General features: G+C 62.9%; 17 protein-coding genes. 6 read left to right on the forward strand and 11 right to left on the reverse strand.

Features of this window, described 5'->3' with window-relative positions:
- Positions 1-17: 17 nt before the first annotated feature.
- Complete coding sequence (locus J1N60_RS15965) at positions 18-410, reverse strand: YlbF/YmcA family competence regulator (RefSeq protein ID WP_312908922.1); 393 nt, start codon at positions 408-410, stop codon at positions 18-20.
- A 97-nt stretch (positions 411-507) separates the two neighbouring features.
- On the opposite strand from J1N60_RS15965, the gene dph2 reads away from it, so the two are divergent.
- Positions 508-1,557 (forward strand): diphthamide biosynthesis enzyme Dph2, encoded by a 1,050-nt coding sequence (gene dph2 / locus J1N60_RS15970; RefSeq protein ID WP_312908923.1) that lies wholly within the window; start codon positions 508-510, stop codon positions 1,555-1,557.
- 56 nt (positions 1,558-1,613) lie between these two features.
- Here dph2 and J1N60_RS15975 read toward each other — a convergent pair whose 3' ends face one another.
- Positions 1,614-2,378, reverse strand: coding sequence for a superoxide dismutase (locus tag J1N60_RS15975; RefSeq protein WP_312908925.1), 765 nt, complete (start codon positions 2,376-2,378; stop codon positions 1,614-1,616).
- 143 nt (positions 2,379-2,521) lie between these two features.
- Between J1N60_RS15975 and J1N60_RS15980 the strand changes: the two genes are divergently transcribed.
- The 3 genes from J1N60_RS15980 to J1N60_RS15990 all read left to right on the forward strand — a co-directional run bounded on the left by J1N60_RS15980 (position 2,522) and on the right by J1N60_RS15990 (position 6,349).
- Positions 2,522-3,364: an MBL fold metallo-hydrolase gene (locus J1N60_RS15980; RefSeq protein WP_312908927.1), complete on the forward strand. Its 843-nt coding sequence runs from the start codon at positions 2,522-2,524 to the stop codon at positions 3,362-3,364.
- A gap of 71 nt (positions 3,365-3,435) precedes the next feature.
- Entirely contained in the window at positions 3,436-5,175 is a 1,740-nt protein-coding gene (locus tag J1N60_RS15985; protein ID WP_312908928.1) for an AAA family ATPase, read from the forward strand.
- A 244-nt stretch (positions 5,176-5,419) separates the two neighbouring features.
- Complete coding sequence (locus J1N60_RS15990) at positions 5,420-6,349, forward strand: phosphoribosyltransferase HisG-related protein (protein ID WP_312908930.1); 930 nt, start codon at positions 5,420-5,422, stop codon at positions 6,347-6,349.
- Positions 6,350-6,390: 41 nt separating this feature from the next.
- Here the strand turns inward: J1N60_RS15990 and J1N60_RS15995 are convergent, their stop codons facing one another.
- The 3 genes from J1N60_RS15995 to J1N60_RS16005 all read right to left on the reverse strand — a co-directional run bounded on the left by J1N60_RS15995 (position 6,391) and on the right by J1N60_RS16005 (position 8,784).
- The gene (locus J1N60_RS15995) at positions 6,391-7,101 is read right to left on the reverse strand and encodes a polysaccharide deacetylase family protein (RefSeq protein ID WP_312908932.1); all 711 of its coding nucleotides are present in this window, start codon (positions 7,099-7,101) and stop codon (positions 6,391-6,393) included.
- A complete protein-coding gene (locus tag J1N60_RS16000) occupies positions 7,094-8,239 on the reverse strand; it encodes a methionyl-tRNA formyltransferase (protein WP_312908934.1) in 1,146 nt (381 codons plus the stop codon). Before J1N60_RS16000 ends, J1N60_RS15995 begins: the two co-directional genes overlap by 8 nt.
- A gap of 146 nt (positions 8,240-8,385) precedes the next feature.
- Entirely contained in the window at positions 8,386-8,784 is a 399-nt protein-coding gene (locus tag J1N60_RS16005) for a universal stress protein (protein ID WP_312908936.1), read from the reverse strand.
- Between the two features lie 1,909 nt (positions 8,785-10,693).
- On the opposite strand from J1N60_RS16005, the gene J1N60_RS16010 reads away from it, so the two are divergent.
- Together J1N60_RS16010 and J1N60_RS16015 are read left to right on the forward strand one after the other, a co-directional pair.
- Entirely contained in the window at positions 10,694-11,086 is a 393-nt protein-coding gene (locus tag J1N60_RS16010; protein ID WP_312908938.1) for a DUF5805 domain-containing protein, read from the forward strand.
- Entirely contained in the window at positions 11,076-12,116 is a 1,041-nt protein-coding gene (locus J1N60_RS16015) for a tyrosine-type recombinase/integrase (RefSeq protein ID WP_312908940.1), read from the forward strand. The genes J1N60_RS16010 and J1N60_RS16015 overlap by 11 nt, the downstream gene beginning before the upstream one ends.
- Positions 12,117-12,239: 123 nt before the next feature.
- On the opposite strand, the gene J1N60_RS16020 is transcribed toward J1N60_RS16015, so the two are convergent.
- From J1N60_RS16020 to J1N60_RS16045, 6 genes are read right to left on the reverse strand one after another with little or no spacing between them, the layout of a single operon-like run.
- Positions 12,240-13,628 (reverse strand): glycerate kinase type-2 family protein, encoded by a 1,389-nt coding sequence (locus J1N60_RS16020; protein WP_312908942.1) that lies wholly within the window; start codon positions 13,626-13,628, stop codon positions 12,240-12,242.
- A gap of 9 nt (positions 13,629-13,637) precedes the next feature.
- Positions 13,638-14,981, reverse strand: coding sequence for a glucoamylase (locus J1N60_RS16025; protein WP_312908944.1), 1,344 nt, complete (start codon positions 14,979-14,981; stop codon positions 13,638-13,640).
- 8 nt (positions 14,982-14,989) lie between these two features.
- Positions 14,990-16,156 (reverse strand): ABC transporter ATP-binding protein, encoded by a 1,167-nt coding sequence (locus tag J1N60_RS16030; RefSeq protein ID WP_312908946.1) that lies wholly within the window; start codon positions 16,154-16,156, stop codon positions 14,990-14,992.
- Positions 16,149-18,212 (reverse strand): MGH1-like glycoside hydrolase domain-containing protein, encoded by a 2,064-nt coding sequence (locus J1N60_RS16035; protein WP_312908948.1) that lies wholly within the window; start codon positions 18,210-18,212, stop codon positions 16,149-16,151. The genes J1N60_RS16030 and J1N60_RS16035 overlap by 8 nt, the downstream gene beginning before the upstream one ends.
- Positions 18,209-19,351, reverse strand: a complete 1,143-nt coding sequence (locus J1N60_RS16040; RefSeq protein ID WP_312908950.1) for an ABC transporter ATP-binding protein — start codon at positions 19,349-19,351, stop codon at positions 18,209-18,211. The genes J1N60_RS16035 and J1N60_RS16040 overlap by 4 nt, the downstream gene beginning before the upstream one ends.
- 1 nt (position 19,352) lies before the next feature.
- On the reverse strand, positions 19,353-20,264 hold the full coding sequence (locus J1N60_RS16045) for a carbohydrate ABC transporter permease (RefSeq protein ID WP_312908951.1): 912 nt from the start codon (positions 20,262-20,264) through the stop codon (positions 19,353-19,355).
- Positions 20,265-20,268: the final 4 nt, after the last annotated feature.

The following is a 20,268-nucleotide window of genomic DNA, read 5'->3' on the forward strand; positions in this document are numbered from 1 at the left end:
AGGTCGGTGGAGGCCGCTCAGTCGTGACAACAGCCGCCAGCCTCGCTGCCGAAGTCCACCGCGAGCGGGTCCGAAATCGCCCGGTTGATCGACTCGAGACGCGCCGTCAGGTCGCCTTTCGCCTCGAGGAAGTCGGCCATCGGCTCCATCGCGTGCAGTTCCTGCTGGGTCTCCTGGAGGTGTTGTAAGTCCTCCTGGGAGGCCGTCCCCGTCTGGCGGGCCATCATGAACTCCTGGCGCACGCGCTCGAATTCGTCGATTTTCGTCTGAACTTCTTCGTCCGTTTCGACGGCGCGCTGGGCCTCCTCGAAGGCCTCGTACTCGGGCAGGGTCGTGATAGCTTCGCCGAGTGCTTCGCCGAGGGATTCGACGTCAGTCTCGGTCGGGTCGGGGGCGGTTTCGACGCTCATGAACCCAGGTTGGGACGCGGGCCGTTTGTATGTGCCGGATCCGCCATCGGCGCCGGAAACCCGCGTCGTTTTACGTCCGCGTCCGTAATATCGTCCAATGAGCCAGGAGTCGGAGTACAGCGAGGGTGACCTCCGGAACACGGGAATGTCCCTCAAACACGACCGGGAGTGGGACTACGAACTCGAGCGAATCGTCGAGGCCGTCGAGGAGAAGGACGCGAAGAAAATTGGGTTGCAGTTTCCCGAGGGATTGAAACGCCGCGGGCCGAAGGTGGCCGACGACCTCCGGGAACTGGTCCCCGAGGACGCGACGATCATGCTCTCGGGCCAGCCCTGCTACGGGGCCTGCGACCTCGACACCTACCTGATGAAACGCACCGACGTGTTCGTCCACTTCGGCCACTCGCCGATGAAGGACACGGACAAGGTCATCTACGTCCCGCTGTTCTCGAACGTCGAGGTGACGCCGATCATCGAGGAAGCCCTCGAGACCCTCGAGCCGGCCGAGGAGACGCCGGACGTCGGACTCGTCACCACCGCCCAGCACATGAACCGGTTCGAGGAGATGCGCGTGTACCTCGAAGATCGCGGCTACGACGTGAAGACGCGTCGCGGCGACGACCGCCTGACCCACGAAGGGCAGGTGCTGGGGTGCAACTACGCCAGCGCGGACGTCCCCGCCGACCAGGTGCTCTACGTCGGCGGCGGCAAGTTCCACCCGCTGGGGCTGGCGATGGAACACCCGGACAAGCACGTCGTCATCGCCGACCCGGTCAACAACGTCGTCACCGTCGCCGATACGGAGAAGTTCATGAAACAGCGCTACGGCGCCGTCCACCGCGCGATGGACGCCGAAAAGTGGGGCGTCATCTTCTGTACCAAAATCGGGCAGGGCCGCTGGGAGATGGCCCAGGAGATCCTCGAGGGCAACGACGACGCCTACCTCATCACGATGGACGAAGTCACCCCCGACCGCCTGCGCAACTTCGATATGGACGCCTTCGTCAACACCGGCTGTCCCCGGATCACGACCGACGATGGGCCGCGATTTCACAAGCCGATGCTGACCCCCGGCGAGTACGAAATCGCCGTCGGAAACGAACCCCTCGAGAGCCTCGAGTTCGACACGTTCCACGGGACCTGGTAGTCCACAGGACCTGTCGGTTCACGGGACCCAGTAACCGGACACCTGTTCGAGTCCGGTTAGCAGTTCTGTTTACAGTCTTCCGGTGGCCGAGCCTGGGCGTCGGTCGCCGCCTGGTGGTAACACGTGACACCGTCCCAGTCGACGACGTTCCACCACTCTTCGACGTAGGCCGACCGGTCGTTCTCGTACTGCAGGTAGTAGGCGTGCTCCCAGACGTCGAGCGCGAGGATCGGCACCGACCCCTGGTGAGCGAGGTCGTTCTGTCCCTCGAGCTGGCCGATCACGAGTCCGTCCGCGAGCGGGTCGTAGAACAGCATCGCCCAGCCGCCGCCCTCGACGCCCTCGGCCGCCGCGGTGAACTCCGCGCGGAAGTTCTCGATCGAACCGAAGTCGGCCTCGAGGGCCTCCCGCAACTCGCCGTCGGGGTCGCCGCCGCCGTTCGGACTCATCGTCTCCCAGAAGACGACGTGGTTGACGTGACCGGACAGGTTGAACGAGAAGTCGCGCTTCGCCGCCTGGATATCCTCGAAGTCGCCGTCGGCACGCATCTCCTCGAACGTCTCGAGGGCCTCGTTCGCGCCGTCGACGTACCCCTGGTGGTGTTTGCTGTGGTGCAGTTCCATAATGCGTTCGTCGATGTGCGGTTCGAGCGCGTCGTAGTCATAGGAGAGTTCGGGGAGTTCGTAGCTCATTTGCGTCTGTGAGTCCGCGTCGTGGTCGTCTGCCGAGACACCGGACGTCGTCGAGCCCAGTATCGCCGTGCCGGCCGCGATACCGAGCGTCTGGAGGACGGTTCGTCTGTCAGGTGTTGGCCGATGCATCAGGTGTGACTGTCACGAGTTTCTGAATGAATGTTCTGCAGGCGATAGACGGGTGGCGAAATCCACCCCGTTGCAGCATTGACGTAGTAAACGTTTGGAACCGAACGACAACACTTACCCACCGCCCTCGCACAGACTCGAGCATGGCAACGAGCGACTGGGGAGACTGGCTCCCGAACGCGATCGAATCGGCCGACCCCGACGGGGTCGCGATCTGGTACCTGGGCTGTAACGGCTTCGTCCTGAAGGGACGCGAGGGGACGACCATCTACGTCGATCCCTACGTCGGCCTGGGCGACCCGCCACGGACGGTACGGATGGTTCCAGTCCCCTTCGACCCCGAGGACGTCGACCACGCCGACGCCGTCCTGGTCACCCACGAACACACCGACCACGTCCATGGCCCGAGTCAGGCGCCGGTGCTGGCGAACTCGAGCGCCACGCTGTACGGCCCCGACGACAGCCTCGCGGTCGCGCGCGAAGACGAAGCGTGGACCGACAACTGGGACGTGAGGGACGACCAGTTCGCGGAAGTGACGGAGGGAGACACCGTCGAGATCGGCGAGTTCACGGTCCACGTCGAGGCGGCCAACGACCCCGACGCGACCCACCCCGTGAGCTACGTGATCGAACACGAGGCGGGCACGGTGTTCCACGGCGGCGACACCAAACCCCCCGAGGACGATTCGTTCGAGCGCATCGGCGAGGCGTACGACCTCGACCTCGGCATCCTCGCGTTCGGCACGGTCGGCACCATCCCCGACAAGGAGACGGGCGAACCCGAGCGCACGCGATGGTACAACGACGAGAACCAGATTATCGAGTGTGCCGAGGTACTCGAGCTCGAGACCCTGCTCCCCAGTCACTGGGACATGTGGAAGGGGCTGACCGCCGATCCGAAAGTGCTCCACCACCACGCCCGGAGCTTCGATCACCCCGAGCGACTCGAGGTCGTCGAGATCGGCGATCGGGTCGATCTCGGCTGAGAAAGAGCCCGTTCGATCACCCGAACGAGCGCCCGTTCGTTTTAAGGTAATGCTGAATTAACGTTGCTCGCATGAGCGAAACCGCGGATGGTGAGAAAGTGGTCGAGGTGACCGACAGTGGGATAACGGTGCGAAAGTCGTTCACCGCAGACGAGTTCCCCGTGCCGGCCGTCCGGTTCGAATTCGAATCGACGAGAGACGAACCAGCGACAGTCCAACTCTCTGAGGACATTCCCGAATCGTTCCCCATGGACAGCGTCGGCTTTCACCCGGAGTACCACAGCGAGAACTGGACGGCGTTCCAGGACAACCACGTCGAGTTCTCCGGCGTCGTCTCGCCCGGTGACCCGCTGGTCACGGTCTACGGCGTCCGCCTCGACGAGGAGACGGATCAGACCGACTTCCTGACCGAACCGACGATCGAGAGCGTGTCCACGGACGAGGACGGGGACGAGGATGCTGATGGGGGGCTGGAGGACGAAGCCGAGGTCGACGAGGAGGCGGCCGACCACCTCGACGAGACGATGATCGACGACATCATCGCCGACGATAGCAATCAGGTGGTCAAGGACATGCTGTCGGGAGAGGCCGACAGCGTGCCCGGCCTCGAGGACGACGAGGGTGGTGTGGACGATGGAGACGATGAGGAGTCGAGCGAAGCGGAGGACGAATCCGCGGAAGCCGAAGACGACAGGACCACAGAAGCTGAAAACGAGGACGAGTCGATCGACCTCGACTTCGACGAATCGGAAAGCGAGGATACGGCTTCCGACGACGCTGACGACGCTGACGAAGACACCGGCGGCTTCCTCGACGAGGACGAAGGACTCGACCTCGACCTGGGCGACGTCGACACCGATCCGACCCCCGTCGAGGCGGATGAAGAAGACGACGAGGACGAGGACGCCCCCGACATCGACCTCGGTTTCGACGGCGATGAACTGCCGGATCCCGCAGACGAGGACGAAACGGAAGACGACGACGCGCCGACGATCGAACTCGACCTCGAGGCGGCGGCCGCTGAGGCGGACGACGCAGACGATGCAGACGACGCGGTAGACGATACCGAAGACGCCGACGCCGAAGATGCCGAGGCAGAGGAACTGGACCTCGAGGATCCCACCGACGGCGATACGGACGCGGACGAAACCGACGTGACCGACGAGCAGACCACAGACGCGGCGGCCGACGCTCGACCGCTTCCGACCGACGCCGCGTCCATCGGCGCGGCCCTCGCCGAAGAACTCCGCTCCGGTGAACTCGACGAGGACGACCGCGAGGCGATCCGGTCGGCCCTGGACGTTGAGGTCGACTCCGAACCACCGGAGGCCACCCTCTCGGGAAGCGACGCCGCGAAGATCGAGCACCTCCAGTCCCGGGTCGAAGAACTCGCCGCCTACACCGGCGCGCTCGAGGAGTTCCTCGACGAGAACGGGACCGGCGAACAGCTCATCACCGAGTTCACGGAGCTAGTCGACTCGTTCGAGGCCGACCTCGAGGCGGTCAGCGAGACGGTCGAAACCGTCGACGAACGTACCGAGAACCTCGAGGACGAACTCGCTGATACCGATTCGACGGTCGACGACCTCGAGGACGATCTGGAGCGCGTCGAAGGCCACCTCGAGGAAGTCGAAACCGATCTGCAGGAAGGTATCGACGACGTCGAATCGTCGGTCGAGGACGTCCAGTCGGACGTCGAGGATGTCCAATCGGACGTCGAAGACCTCGAGGAGGACCTCGAGGAGGTTCGAGACGAGGTCACGGACATCACGGAGTGGCGCGATCAGCTGGGTTCGATGTTTTCGGAGTAGCTGTTCCGTTCTGCTGGCCGTTCCCTTCTGCCTACCGTTCTGCGCTCTCGTTTCGATCGATATCTGGCTGGCTCCGGACCCTACCGCAGCCACGACCGCCCTGGGTATTATGTCACGGCTGCCACGCCACCGTGGACACTAGGGTAGCCAGCCGCCACGGTCGCCACAGCCGCCACGACACCACAGTCACGACAATCTCACCTGAAACGCAACCGGTTTAGCCGCCCGTCTCACAGCTACGCCAATGGGCGAGCGCATTCCACTCGCGATACCGCGAAAAGGTCGGCCGCTCGAGTCGGTCCTCGACCTGCTGGCGCGTCGACTCGACGTACCGGAGCTCGCGGACGACGTCATCACGACGCTTCGACACGAGAAAGCCGTGACCAAGGGCTCCGTCGAGCCCGACCAGCCCGACGTCTACCATCGCCTCGCCACCTACAGCGCCGTCGACGATCCGACGGCACCCGAGTACACCCTGCTCCGGGACGATCGAGCCGGCAAGCCACGGCGGATCGTCTTCGACAGCGTCACGATCCCGCTCGAGGGCGTCGACGGCGTCTCCGAGGGAACGGAACTCGTCCTCGTCGGCCGCGAGGAGCCGTTTCGCGCCCTTCGAACCCACGAGTTCGCGCTCGGATTCGACAGCGCCGACCTCGTCCTCGAAGAGGTCGTCGACTTGCGCGCCGAACCGCTCGAACGCATCGCCGACGTCAACGCCCGGATCAATCCCGCAAACACCGACGTCCAGGTCGTTTCGGGTCTCGGTGACACAGTCTACCACACGCTGATGGCGACGCCCGAGGCGGCCCCCTCGAGCGAGCCGATCGATCGCGACTTCCTGCAGACTTACGAGGGGCCGCTGTGTATCACGCCGCGGTACGAACGACTGGTTCGGGCCGTCCTCGGGACCGACAGTCTCGAGAACGTCCGGTTTCGATACCCCGACGAGGGCGTCGAGGAGGAGCGTGCCATCGCCGAAGCGGGCGTCGGCGTTTACCTCACCGTCACCGGCTCGACCGCCAGGGACCACGGATTGGTGCTGGGCGAGCAACTGTTCCCCAGCGAGACGGTGCTGATGGAGAACGCGGCCGAAATTTCCTCAGAAGTGGCCGCCGTACGGTCGCTACTTGCGGGTGACGACACGGAGACCGAACTCGAGGTCGCACTCTCGTAGTCGTAACACCTCACCGAGCCTCCGGGTACGCCACGCACTCCTCAAACGCCGAGTCCGTCCAGATACGAATCGACGTGCGCACGCTGTCTCGTCGCGATTTCGGCGACGATGTCGGCCATCTGTCTGGGAGATTCTCCCCACAACCCCGGGTGAACCAGCAGTTGCATCCGCTCCGGTCGTCCCTCCGGGAACGGCGGTTCGGAGCGCCACTTCTGGCTCGAGTCCGACCGGTAGGTCACCTCCGAGAAGTACGCCGGCTGGTAGGCGTTCTCGAAGCCATCGAAGTCGACGTCGAGCACCCACTCCGGTGGGCGGTGAAACGAGACGACGTCGACGTGGCGGTTGAGGATCGTCCCCAGCACGTCGCACTCCGCTCGCACCTGCGTGCGGAGTTCGTCGTTGCTCGGCCGGTCGTCCCAGTAGTGGTGGGTGTCGAAGTGAACCGCCACGTCGTGGCCCAGCGTCTGGATCTCGGCCAGGGCTTTCGACTGATCGACCTCGAGCAGATTGTAAATCGGCGTCGTCACCAGCACGCAGTACGTCGACGAAATGTCGAGTGCGGCCTCGAGTCGTGCCATCTCGAGAGCCAGTTCCGGCGAGAGGTCGACGTCGTGGCGCAGGATCACCTCGTCGCGACCGAGCGGTCGGCCGAAGTCCACGAAGGAGACGCCATCTTCGAGCAACGTACGAAGGAGGTGTTCGTACTCCTCGAGCGTGTACTCGAGGCGCTCGAGGGTCGAGAGCTCAGGCATTCCGGTCACCCTGATCTGAATTTGAATCCGAATCTGTGTTCGAACCCGAACCTGAATCCGAACCCGAACTCGAGAGATTCTCGTGGTGGTCGGGCCGGTCAACGCGATTCGGTTCGCCGCGGGACTCGAACCGATCGCCGACGGCGGGTTCCCAGTCCGAGTTCGAACTCGAGTCCACTTCCCACTCACGGACGAGCAAGGTTCCGTCACCGGTCGCGACGACGAACTCGTCGGTCCAGAAGACCTCGACGATCGTCCCGGGCGGAGGCGACTTCGCGAGGTCCGACGAGAACGGAATGGCGTCCCAGATCATGACCTGCTCGAGACCGTTTCGGGAGGCGTCGTCGTTGCTGGTCGCGTCGAGGTTCGAATCGCCGCCAACGTCGCCGTCGACGTCGACGTAGGTGAACGCGCCCGGGTAGGGATCGGCTACCGCTCGAACGAGATTGTACAGTTCTCGAGTCCCGTTCGCCCAGTGCAGCTCGCCGTCCTCGGGAGTGCGCTTCGGATAGTACGTCGGCTCTCCAGTCTGCGGTTCGAAGGGCCGCTCGCCCTCGAGAATCGGCTCGACGACCTCGACGAGCATCGCTTCGAGACACATCGAGACCTTGTAGTACAGCGTTTCGATTGTATCGAACTCGGTGATATCGAACTTTCTGGTCGTCACCACGTCCCCGGAGTCGGCGCCGGGGTCCAGTCGAATTACCGAGAGGAGGAACCGGTCGCGGTCCTCGATGAGCGACCAGTTGAGCGGCGAGCGGCCGCGACCCTTCGGCAGGCCGAACGCGCTGCCGTGATTTCCGAGCGCGCCGTAGGTAGCCGTCTCGAGGATCGCCTCCGGGATCAGTCGCTGCCAGCCGTTGACGATCAGGAGGTCGGGATCGATCGTCCGGAAGTGATCCAGGTCGGCCGCGTCGGTCATCGAGTACGTCCGAGGGTGGTACACCTCGAGATCGTGGGCTTCCGCGGTCGGTCGGAGGGAGGCGTAGCCAGAGACGGCGTTCGCCGCGGCCATCTCGGGGTCGATCGTCACGACCGAGTCGATGGGCAGGTCGTGCTCGAGGAGGGACTCGAGCACCTGGTTCCCGGGTGCGGTACACCCGACGTAGACGATCGAGTGTTCGCTGTCGGCGGTCATGTCCGCAATGAAGATAGACGGTCACATTGTTAGATGCCGATTTCCATCACGTGGGCGATGCCTGCTCGAGCGATCGATGGCCCGCAGAGGGTGGTATCGTCGATGAAATCCCGATCTCACCTGGGCCGATCAGCCTCGGAAGGCGGTCAGGCGTCCCGTTCACTGCATAGCAAGACAGACCGGTTCGTGTTGAGGAACACACCCTGGGCCACGCTGCCGAACAGTGCCTTTCCGGCCGGCGACCGTTTTCGACCGGCAATCGTAATGACATCCGCGTCGTGTTCGTCCGCGGCGTCGAGGATTTCGTCGACGGGATCACCACTTCTCCCCTCCACCTCGACGTCGAACCCGGCGCCCTCGAGCACCGCCTTCGCTCGACGAACGGCACCGAGCTGTGTGACGGACGCCCCTTCGGGATTATTGGTGAAGATGTGGACGACTCTGACTCGGGTTGACGCCGACTCGAGTTCGAGCTCGACGATGGACTCCGCTTGTGCGACCGCCCGGTCCTCGTCTCGATCGACTGCCAGCAGGATCGTGGACATAGGTGGACAGTCACGACGCGGTGACAAATAGGTACGGTCGAAGGGTACCAGTCCGGAAGCGACCAGTTCGTGACTCAGTTCGTAACCCGGGCGAAACACACTCGAGAAACTCGAGAAACCGACTCCGATTATCACGGTGGCCACGCCGTCTGGCGATACTCCTGGCGATACTCGAGTTCCCGTGACTGTTCCCAATAACGTCAATTCGATATAGCGGAATAGTGTTTATCCGTCGTGTACCAGTCCTCGGTTAGACGGACCTTTTGACAAAATATTGGGATAAAATTCGCAACTACCACCAGTTCAGTCCAGGTTCGCCGGGGCCGGGAGGAGATACCGAGGGATCGAACCTCGTGTATTCCAGCCCGGAAATACGGACTGAACGAAAAATTGCACGAAAGGCTCAGGACGAGCAGCAATCGAACGCCTGGATCGGACGAGCCGACCACGTCCCCATCGATATTCACGCTCACCGTCCACGAGGTACATCGACCGTTCCCGTCACCAGTTCCGAATCTATCGTGAGACGAACGGCGTGCTATGTTCGGTAGAAAACGGCAGTAGCTGGACGCAGCACACCACCGGGACAGATCTGGATAAAGGGGCCGTCACCATGGCGTCGAACACCCTCACGGGCCGCGTGAGCGGTTCTCTGCCCCTCGAGAGATAGGGGTCGCCAAGCCCTCAACCCACCAGCTCTCACCCGTACACTGACCTCCGTACGCACTGTATGGAGCGAGGCCAGATTCGAACGGCTCGAGGTGACCTGGCCGAATTGAGGAATGCGCTCTCTCCACGACCGGGACGCGCTACCCCATCGACAAAACGATCAGCGCTGTCCTCGACTGCGTACTCCTCGAGGGATTCGGGTGCGATTCAATTGCAGTTCAGTCGCTACGAACGACGATTGGAGGAGTGTCGAGAGTACAGTGACACGAAAGGCCAGCCAATCCAGTCGACCGATGGAGATCGTCATCGAATACGGGGTGAGTTCCCGTTCTGGACAGTCACTATTCTCGCTCCAGCCACACGAAGGCTTCCCGACGCTGCTACAGCGTGGTCAGTACCGTCTCAGTGTCGCAATCGCCTCCAGACGGTGTCACTCGTAGAGCGAACGTACCTTCCGGACCCTCGTCTATAATCCCGGTGAAAACCCCTCTCGAACGGCATCAGCCGCCTCCCCATCCTGCAGAACGAGTCGTTTCCGCCTTCGGATGAGGTCGGATCGATAGCGTATTGGTTGTGATACGCAATCCGGATCCATGGGTTTCCTTCCGTCCTCACGTAGACGCTCGAGTCCGATCGGTAGATGGACACTGCCCTCTCGATACCGGGATGGTGTGCGTACTACGGCTGATTTCTGGAATAGCTGACCTGCGAATCACTAGGCCAGCGGCTTCGCGCAGACGACCTGTCCCGCCGTCGCTCGCCACCCAGAGATGGATATCCCTCGCGACGTCAGACGAACGCATTCATCGGCGCTCTTGAGCGAACGTTTGAAGGTCATTTGACCATCGTTCGATCACTTGCCAGGACCGGTTGTCGCTACCAGCTTCCGTTAGCTCGATTGCCGTCGAAATAACTCTCAAAAATCAGTGAAGTCCTGCTTCGGCTAACCAGAGATTTGGGACGTAAACGACATGGACGCTGAAGGAAGCGTCCCCAGTTCAGCTTCGTCACTCGCAACTCACCAGGCGAGTCTCCAAATGAAGCGGCAATCGGGTAGATAGTAATCTCGAGCCACGTACTCACCATGGATAGATTATAATCTCAATTCATAGTGTATTGGGGTAGCAAATGTATAATAACATACTTAGATACAGGCGTAATTCAGGTGTTCGAGTTTAGATAAGGGCTCTTATCTCGAGTAACAGCTAGATTGATTATCCTCGAGTACGGACCGTCGTTCATGAGTGACGATCCGGGTTCCGAGACCGTCGTCGTCAGAACCTACGTGCCCAGCTACCAGAAAGAGAACTGGGCCGCCCACGCCGACGAACTCGACATGAGCCAGAGCGAGTATGTAAGGAGTATGGTACAAGCCGGCCGAAAGGGGTTCGAGTCGCCATCAGAGCAACCCCGTTCTCCGGACGCCACCCCTGGGGGTAGCGGCCTCGAAACACAGGTCCTCGAGCTGCTTCGTTCCGGGACGTATTCGTGGGAAGAATTGCTCGAGGCGGTGAGCGACGACATCGAGTCTCAACTCGACGAGACGCTCGAGCGTCTCCAGGCGACGAACCAGGTTCGATACAGCGGTCGCCACGGCGGGTACACCCTGAGTGGTGATATCGATGGCAACTGACCGAGCGAGCGAGCCAGCCACGATCGAGGAGCCAGTATCCTACTTCCTCGAAGAGCAACGCTATCACGGCAAGAGCGAGCGGACGGTCGAGGCCTACGAACGCGTGCTCGGACAGTTCGAGTCGTTCGTCGAGGACGAGAGCGGTGTCTCGCCTGCGAACGCGACCCGACGGGAGTGTATGGCCTGGGTGCACTCCCTGCGAGGCCGTCTCGAGCCGAGTACGATCGCCACCTACGCCTCCTACGTCCACCGGTTTTACGACTACATGACCCGCGTCGAGGCCTTCGAGGGGAATCCGATGTCGCTGGTTGTCGAAGAGATGAACGAATCGATCGACACGAACCCGACCAGGCGTGAGATTTCGATTCCCGAAATGCGGTCGTTTGTCGGCGACCTCGCACACCCTCTCGAGCGTGCCGTGGTCGTCACCCTCCTCAAGACGGGAATGCGTGTCGGCGAACTCTGCAACCTGGATCTACGCGATCTCCACACCGATTTCGAGACGGTCGATCTCGAGTGGACGCCGCAGGTCCAGCTCGAGGCCCGTCCCGATTCGCTGTACGTCGACGAGAAGCCGGTTCGCGGTGCGGTCGTCAACGGAGAGGAGCGGACGGCGTCGAACAAGCGCAAGCGGGGGACCGTTATCCCGGTCGATTCGGAGCTACAGGCGGTTCTCGCCGAGTGGCTGGCGATTCGACCCGACGCGCGGTCGACGGCCGAACCGCTCTTTCTGGACACTGGTGACAGCTGGGGACGGCGCCTCGAGCCCTCGGACGTGCGCTATATCGTCGAGGAACACGCCCGCAGGCGAGGCTGGTATCGGACCGGCGGCGGCGCGAGCGAGAACGTGACGCCCCACTACTTCCGACACTTCTTCACGACCCATCTCCGCGACCGAACGGGAGACCGCGGGGTCGTCAAGTATCTGCGCGGGGACGTCGCGAGCGACGTCATCGATACGTACACCCACGACTGGGGGGATCAAGTCCGAACGGTGTACGAAGCGAACATCTACTCGCTGGGAGTCTGAACGGTCGATTTCCGGGCTTTTGATTCGTAAATCGAAGATAAAAATGTTGTATTATTGTCCATACTGCCCGACCCACGCCAGACAAATAAATCGTATCTTGCTATATCGAACTCGAGTCGGATTTTACTGATCGGCGACGCCCCGTTCCACGACGAGAACTCGAAGATCGTTGACGTTCGTTCCAGTCGCTCCCGTCCGAATCAGCGCGTTGGCCGCCTCGAGCGTCGGATAGGCGTCGTTCCGCTCGAGCGCTCGTCGCGCTTTCAGCGGATCGAGTGAGCCGTCGCGGGAGACGGTTCGCTGGTCGGCGATGGCTCCCGCCGCGTCCGTCGCACCGTCGATGCCGTCGGTGTCGACGCTGGCGACGACCGCCGGGACCGCGAGTTCGAGCGCCCCACCGAGAACGAACTCCTGGTTCGGACCGCCTCGACCGTAATCGTCCACAAGCGTGACAGTGGTTTCCCCGCCCGAGAGGACGACGGCTGGTGGCTCTACTGGCTTCCCCGTCCGGGCAATTTCCTCGGCAATGGCGACCTGCGTTTTCGCGGCCTCGCGTGCTTCGCCTCGCACGGACGAGGATAGTACGAGCGGCGCGTAGCCGCGGTCGACGGCGACCTCGCGGGCTGCCTCGAGCGCCGTGTTCGCATTGGCGACGACGTGGCAGTCGACGTCGTCGAACGCGGGATCGTCGTCGGTTGGCGTCTCTCGTTCGTTGCCGTCGGCTCCGCGTCGGAGGTGCTCGAGAACCGACTTCGGAGCGCCGATGCCGTACCGCTCGAACACGTCGAGCGCGTCCGCGAAGGTCGTCTCGTCGGGCGAGAGCGGTCCGCTGGCGATCACGCTCTGGTCGTCTCCGGCGACGTCGCTGACGAGCAACCCGACGACGGTCGCAGGAGCCGCGGCGCGGGCGAGATTCCCGCCCTTGAACCTCGAGAGGTGTTTCCGGACGACGTTGAGCTCGTCGATGGGCGCACCGCTGGCGAGCAGTGCCTCGGTAGTTTTCCGGAGGTCCTCGAGCGAAACGTTCTCGGCGGGTGCCGGAAGGAGAGCGCTCCCACCCCCGGTGAGACAGCCGAGGACGAGGTCGTCCGGGCCAGCGTTCGCGGCCCGTTCGAGGACCGCGTTCGCCCCCTCGAGACCGCGTTCGGAGGGGACGGGGTGATCGCCGGGCATCACGTCGATCCGGTCGGTTTCGACGGGGTCGTCGGTGACCACGACGCCGCCGTCGATTCGATCCCCCAGTAGGGACTCGAGCGCCGCGGCCACGTGGCCTGCGGCGTTTCCGCCGCCGATAACGACGACGTCGTCGTACGCCTCGAGGTCGTAGGTTTGTGATGGGCCGGCGACCGGGGTGACAGTGAGGTGCTCGTCCTCGAGCGCGAGCGCGTCGAAGACGACCCGTCGTGGGTGGGTGGCATCGGTCCCCGCGATCAGACAGTCCAGAGCGACCGCTCGCGGTTCGCTCGAGGCGAGTGCGTCGTAGTCCTCGACGGTGATCCGTGGGACATCCATATCGACACCTTACTCGTTGGCCCGTTTGAGTAGCGCGGTCAAGAACTCGGCGTGACACCACGCCAGAGGTGCCGCAAAAGCGATGACCTCGCTCTCTTCGAGGGCCTCAGCCATCCCGTCGTACGCCCTCCGCATGGACTCGAGTTCCTCGACGACACGGTCGAAGGGAACGTCGCGGAGCACGTCCGGGTCGAACTCCTTATCGAAGTCAACGCCAGTGTTCCACTCCCGCGCTCGGAACTGTTCGAACCGGTCGCGCGTCGAGAGGTGCTCGGGGATGAAGCCATCGTCGTCCGCGTGACTAACGATCGTCGAAAGCACGTCGTCACCGCGATCGAGTTCGCCTCGATCGTACCGATACTGCGCATGCCACGCCGTGTACTGCATCCAGGGGCCTGTACCACCGTGCTGGTGGACTTCGTGGTCGCGGTGGAAGCCGCGGAATCGCTGGAGTCCCCCGAGTCGCGGATCTTCTAACCCCGCTGCGGCCCGTTCAGCGGCTCGAATCGCCTGATCTCCAAACAGATCCTCGAGGTCGAAGTACGTGGGTGCCAGAAGTGTGATATCGGGACGGTCGTCGCGCTCTCCGTCCGGCGTAAAGCGCCGGGGGACTGGAACGTCGTCGACCGCGAAGCACCGCTTTACACCAGGCTCGAGACGGTTCAGAAATTCCTCGATATGGTCTCGCTCCGCATCGACTGCAATGTTTGTAGCGGCGTCGATCCGTTCGAAGGCGTCGAGTGCTTGCCGAAAGCCGGCAAGGAACGCGCAGTTGACCCAGAGGGTGTAGCCGGATTCGATCGCTCCCTCGTGAATACTCGTGGTGCTCTCGATCAGATGAGCGTTAGCGTCGTAGAGGTCGCGCCGCGCATGTGCCACTGCGGCGTCGATCGCCTCGACGGCCGCAGAGAGAAACGCCTCGTCGGCCGCTTCCAGACCTGTCACGGTCTCGAGGGCGACCACGGCGTGAGCGATAATTCGGATGCCGTGGGCGACGTTGTCCTCCTGCCGGTAGATGCCCTGTTCGGTCCCGTCGAGCGCGTATCGTTGATACCAGCGGCCGTCATCCTCGACGGCAATCATGAAACGGGCCGATTCGAGAATCCGGTTCAGACACTCCGTCGGTCGCACATCGTGTCGGATCGCCGTCAGCCACGCGCGGGTGATCGAGGCAATGTCACGCGGATATGCGTAGGGATACCGATTGTCCGGATCGCTTGCGAGGGGTACCCCACCCTCGACCTCGGCTTCGTAGGTGAGTTCGTCCAGCACGTCGAGATGGAATTCTGGGTTCGCGATCGCTTTGGAGTGCTGAAAGGCGATACCGTCCGTCGTCTGCTGAGAACAGGTCATAAGAGATTTTACTTGCGGGTGAGCGGTTGGGTGTCGCTGCGTGTTTCGCCGAAACCGCGGGTCTTGATCGATGCCGTCGTGTCTGGATCGAACAGATAAATGTCGGCTGGAGCGATGGCAACTTCGATTTCGTCGCCAGTCTCCGGGTAGACCGAAGGCCTGACGCGAGCCGTCATCGAACGACCGTCGACGTCGAGGTAGACGAAGTTGTCGTTACCCTGGTATTCGGTAACCGAAACGGTGGCCAGGAAGTGGCTCCCGGTTTCGTTTTCGTCTTCGCCCCCAGCGTCGAGAGTGAGGTCCTCGGGTCGAACCCCAAACCGGATCGTCCGTCCCTCGAGATCGTCTTCGACGGACTCCTGGGGAACGCGGCCGAGCGTCGTCCCCTCGAGGTCGAACGCGTAGTGATCGCCTTCGGCGCGGACGATCACGTCGAAGACGTTCATCGCCGGACTCCCGAGGAAGCTCGCGACGAACTCGTTGACGGGATGTTCGTAGGCGACCTCCGGTGGATCGACCTGCTGGAGGACGCCGTCGTCCATGATGGCGATGCGATCCGCCATCGTCATCGCCTCGGTCTGATCGTGAGTCACGTACACCGCGGTCACGTCGAGATCGGCCTGAATCCGCTGGAGCTCGGTACGCATGTGCGATCGAAGTTTGGCGTCGAGGTTCGAGAGCGGCTCGTCGAGCAGGAATACGTCCGGATCTCGAACGAGTGCCCGCCCGAGTGCGACCCGCTGTTTTTGCCCGCCGCTCATCGCCTCGGGTTTGTCCTCGAGCAACTCCTCGATGTCGAGGAGGGCGGCGGTCTCTTCGACCCGATTTGCTCGCTCGTCGGCGGCCATGTTGGTCGAGTGCTTGAGTCCGTAGCCCATGTTCTGACGGGCCGTCATGCGCTTGTACAGCGCATAGCTCTGAAACACCATCGCCACGTTTCGCTCGCTCGGTGCGAGTCGGTGAACCGTCCGGTCGTCGATGTTGATCGCGCCATCGGTTACCGTCTCGAGGCCCGCGATCATCCGGAGTGTGGTCGACTTCCCGCACCCCGATGGGCCGACGAGAACGAGAAATTCTCCGTCTTCGACGGTTAGTGAGACGGAGTCGACCGCCGTGATTTCGCCGTCTGTATCGTCGTAGACTTTCGTAACGTCCTGTAGTGTGAGTTCAGCCATCGATAGTCACCTCCGGGTGGGTGTCGCCGTCAACGTCTGGATCCGACTCGGAGTCCACGGTTCGCTCGATCGGTTGCGCTGAAATCACGCCATCAGCGATCAACGCCGCCTGCGTGAAGCCGAACGCGCTTCCGGCGCTCCAGGCCGCTGGCTCGCACGAATCTGGGTGGCGAGCGCGTCCGGCGTCCACGGCGGGCTCGTCTAGGCCGACGAGCAATTCGGGAAAGCCCCACCGATCGGGACTGGCCTTGAGGCCGCTCGAGAGCGCACCCAGTCCGCGGTCGACGAGTTCGTCCACGGCGTCCGCGCGGCCGTACCGCGCACACCCGAGCGCGGCGAGGCTGGAATCGTGGGGCCAGACGCTCCCACGATGGTAGGAGAGTGGATCGAACGCCGGGTGCGAGGACGAGTACGTTCGGACGCCGGCGTCGGCCAGCATGTCCGGCTCGAGCAGTCGATCGATCACGCTCTCTGCCCGTTCGGCCGGGACGATTCCCGACCACAGGGCGTGGCCCTGGTTGGAGGCGACCGCCTCGACCGGTCCGCCGGCGTCGAGCGCCAGGGCATAACTGTCTGCCCCGGGGAGCCAGAACGCCTCGTCGAACGCGCTCTGCAGGTTGCCGGCTCGTTCCTCGAGCGAGGCCGAACGGGCCTCGTCGTCGCGTGTACTGGCGAGACGGGCGACGCCGCGAAGCGCCCGGTAGGCGTATCCCTGTACCTCCGTCAGCGCGATCGGTGGCGTCGCCGCGGTGCCGTCGGGATGAGCGATCGCTCGAGCGCTGTCCTTCCAGCCGAGGTGGGTGAGCCCGTACTCGTGATCGTGGGGCTCGTACCAGAGAAGTCCGTCTTCGTCGCCCGCCGAAATCGTCCACTCGACGGCCTCGACGGCGGCGGCGTACAGGTCGTCCGAGACCGGGGATTCGCTGGATTCCGCGTAGGCAGCGACGAGCGCGGCGAACAGCGGCGTCGCGTCCACCGTTCCGTAGTACGGCCTGCGGATCGATCGACCGAGCGCCGGACGGTCCCCGAGACGCCCCTCGTGAGGTATCTTTCCGGGTTCTGCGCGGGTGTCGGTGTCGGTCGTCGACGCCTGTTGCTCGGCAAGGTACTCGAGGATTCGTTCGGTCAGCTCGGGTGCGAACGGCAGCGTCTGAAACCCGACGAGGAGGGCATCGCGTCCGAACGGGGCGACGAAACGTGGGGCACCCGCAGCAGGGACGCCCTCGGGGAGCATCAACACCTGCAGGGTGGCTTCAGCGGCCTCGAGAACCTGCTCGAGGGGCGCGTTCGTAAGGGACGCTGGACTCGGATCCGTCTTCGACGCCGGGGGCGCGGTCGGGACCTCGAGGGACGTCACAGGGGACAGGTCGAACTCGGGAACAGGAATCGGTTCGCCACGCATCGGTCGTAGCGTCGCGGTGGCGACGACCGTTCGGTTCTCGCCGGCCGCCAGATCGATCGTCCGCTCGAACGTGGCTCGAGCGCCCTCGCCGGCAGAATCGACGCGTTCGAGACGGCATCCCTCGACGATAATCGCCGCCCTGCGAGAGGTCCCATCGGGCGAGGTACCAACGATGGCTACCGTCTCTTCGTGTTCGGAGGCGGTCGCGAAAATCTCCCGGTCGACCGGCTCACGCGGCGAAAAGAACCCAGGACACTCGAAGACGTGTCGGAACGCGCTACCGATTTCGAACTCGAGGTCGAGCACCCGCTCTTCGAGGGCGTGGTTTCGAACCGTCGTCTCGAGGACGACCGTAGCCTCCTCGATCGAGAGGCGCTTTTTCAGCACGAACTCACGAGCGTCCCCACGTCCGTCCCCAGGGGCGGCACCCATCAGAACGGTGGTGACGCCTCCGGGTCCAGCGCGTCGCTCCAGCCGATCCCAGCCTCGTCCGGGAGCGGTTCGGTCGGTTACTCGAACGCTGAACTGCCGGAGGTACTGGGTATCGTTCGCGTAGACCCCCGACTCATCAGGCTGGGTTCGCACGTCTCCGTCGGGACCGACGACGCAGACCACGCCGTTTCGAACCGTCAGTGCACAGTCCTGGGGGATCATTCGTCGATCACCTCCCCCTCCGGCCCGAACCGGTGAATCGCGTCGGCGGAGAACTGCAGGGTCGCCGCCGATCCCGGCTCGGTCGTCTCGGGCCGGTGGCGCAAGCGAGCGGTGACGACCGTTCCGTCACAGTCGAACTCGATCTCGTACGCGTTTCCGAGAGGCTCGACGACGAGCGTCTCGCCTTCCAGCTGGTAGGTCTGCCCCGAGTGGTGTGACTGCATTTGTTCATCTCCCTGTCGGTGTCGGTGGCCGTCTTCTTCGGCGACGGTGACGTCTTCGGGACGGACGCCGATCGTCGCCGCCCCAGAGAGCGAGTTCTCGCCGCTAATCGATTTCAATTGTTCGGGCTCGAGGAAGTTCATCGACGGCTCCCCCAGGAATCCCGCGACGAACTCGTTGACGGGATTCTCGTAGACCTCCTTTGGTGTGCCAACCTGCTGGAGGCGACCGTCGTTCATCACCGCGATGCGGTCGGCCAGACTCATCGCCTCCTCCTGATCGTGGGTGACGTAGATCGTCGTCGTTCCCAGTTGTTGCTGGAGGCGACGCAGTTCGGTTCGCGTCTGGACGCGAAGTTTCGCGTCGAGGTTCGACAGCGGTTCGTCCATCAGGAACGCCTTCGGCTCGCGGACGATGGTCCGTCCAAGTGCGACCCGCTGGCGTTGCCCGCCGCTCAACTGACCCGGTTTGTTGTCAAGCAGGTCGTCGATCTCGAGCAATTCGGCGGTTCGCCGGATTCGCGCCTCCATTTCATCGTCCTCGAGATCCAGCTTCTCGAGCGGGAACTCGAGGTTGCCTCTGACGGTTTTGTGCGGGTACAGCGCGTAGCTCTGGAAGACCATCGAGAGATCCCGCTTCTGGGGAAGCGTTTCGGTAACGTCCTGCTCTCCGATTTCGATGGTTCCTTCGGAGGGGATCTCGAGGCCGGCGATCATTCTGAGAGTGGTCGATTTGCCACAACCCGAAGGGCCGAGCAAGACGAGGAACTCGCCGTCCCGAATCGTCAGGTTAAGGTCGTCGACGGCCAGCAGGTCGCCGAAGTGCTTGGTGACGCCGTCGAGACGAATTTCGGAGAAGGCGTCGGTTCCGAGGCTGGTCGTTTCCGTCTCGGACTCGGAGAGTGTGTGCTCTGCCATGCTATCCCTCCACCGCCCCGAAGGTGAGCCCTTCGACCATGAATTTCTCGAGATAGGTGAACATCACGATCAGCGGAATGCTCGTCAGCAACGACGCCGCCATGATCTGGCCCCAGACCTGACGGAAGCTCGAGGACAGTGCCTCGATCCCGATCGGCAGAGTGAACACGCTCTGGGACTGCAGGAAGATGCTGGCGAACAGGTACTCGTTCCACGCGATCATGAACGTGAAGAAGAACACGGCCACGATCGCCGGCGCCGACAGCGGCAGCGTGATCTTGAAGATTACCTCGAGACGGGAGTAGCCGTCCATGATAGCGGCTTCCTCGATCTCCTCCGGAATCGACCGGAAATAGTTGCCGAGCATGTACAGTGAGACGGGTAGCGTCTGGACGAGATACGTGATGAACAGGCTCGCCAGCGAGTCGACGAAGCCGAGCCAAACGATCACCTGAAACATCGGGACGACGAGTAGAATGCCCGAGAACATGTAGACCATGAGGACGCCGCGGGAAAAGATTCCCCGGCCGCGGTAGTCCAGGCGGGCGAAGCTGTAGGCGCCGAAGGTGGCGATGACTACTGACGCTCCGGCGGTGACCACCGAGACGATGAAGCTGTTCTTGAAGTACGTGATGAACGGGAACGTCTCGGGCCCGAATACTGTTCGATAGTGCTCGAACGTGATTTCGGTCGGGATGAGAGTCGGTGGCAGCGTGTAGAGGGTCGATTCGGGCAAGAGGCTCGCGACGGTCATGTAGTAGAACGGAAAGAGCGTCACGAGCAAGGTCAAGCCCATCGCGAGATAGAATACGACCCGTTCGAAGAGCGACGTCTCGATGGTCGCCTCCCCGACGCCGAGTGCGTTCTTGAACGAGTCGACGACGTGTCGGTAGGTGGATTGCTTCGTACTCATCGTT

The sequence above is a fragment of the Natronosalvus caseinilyticus genome (genome assembly GCF_017357105.1).
Taxonomy (GTDB): domain Archaea; phylum Halobacteriota; class Halobacteria; order Halobacteriales; family Natrialbaceae; genus Natronosalvus; species Natronosalvus caseinilyticus.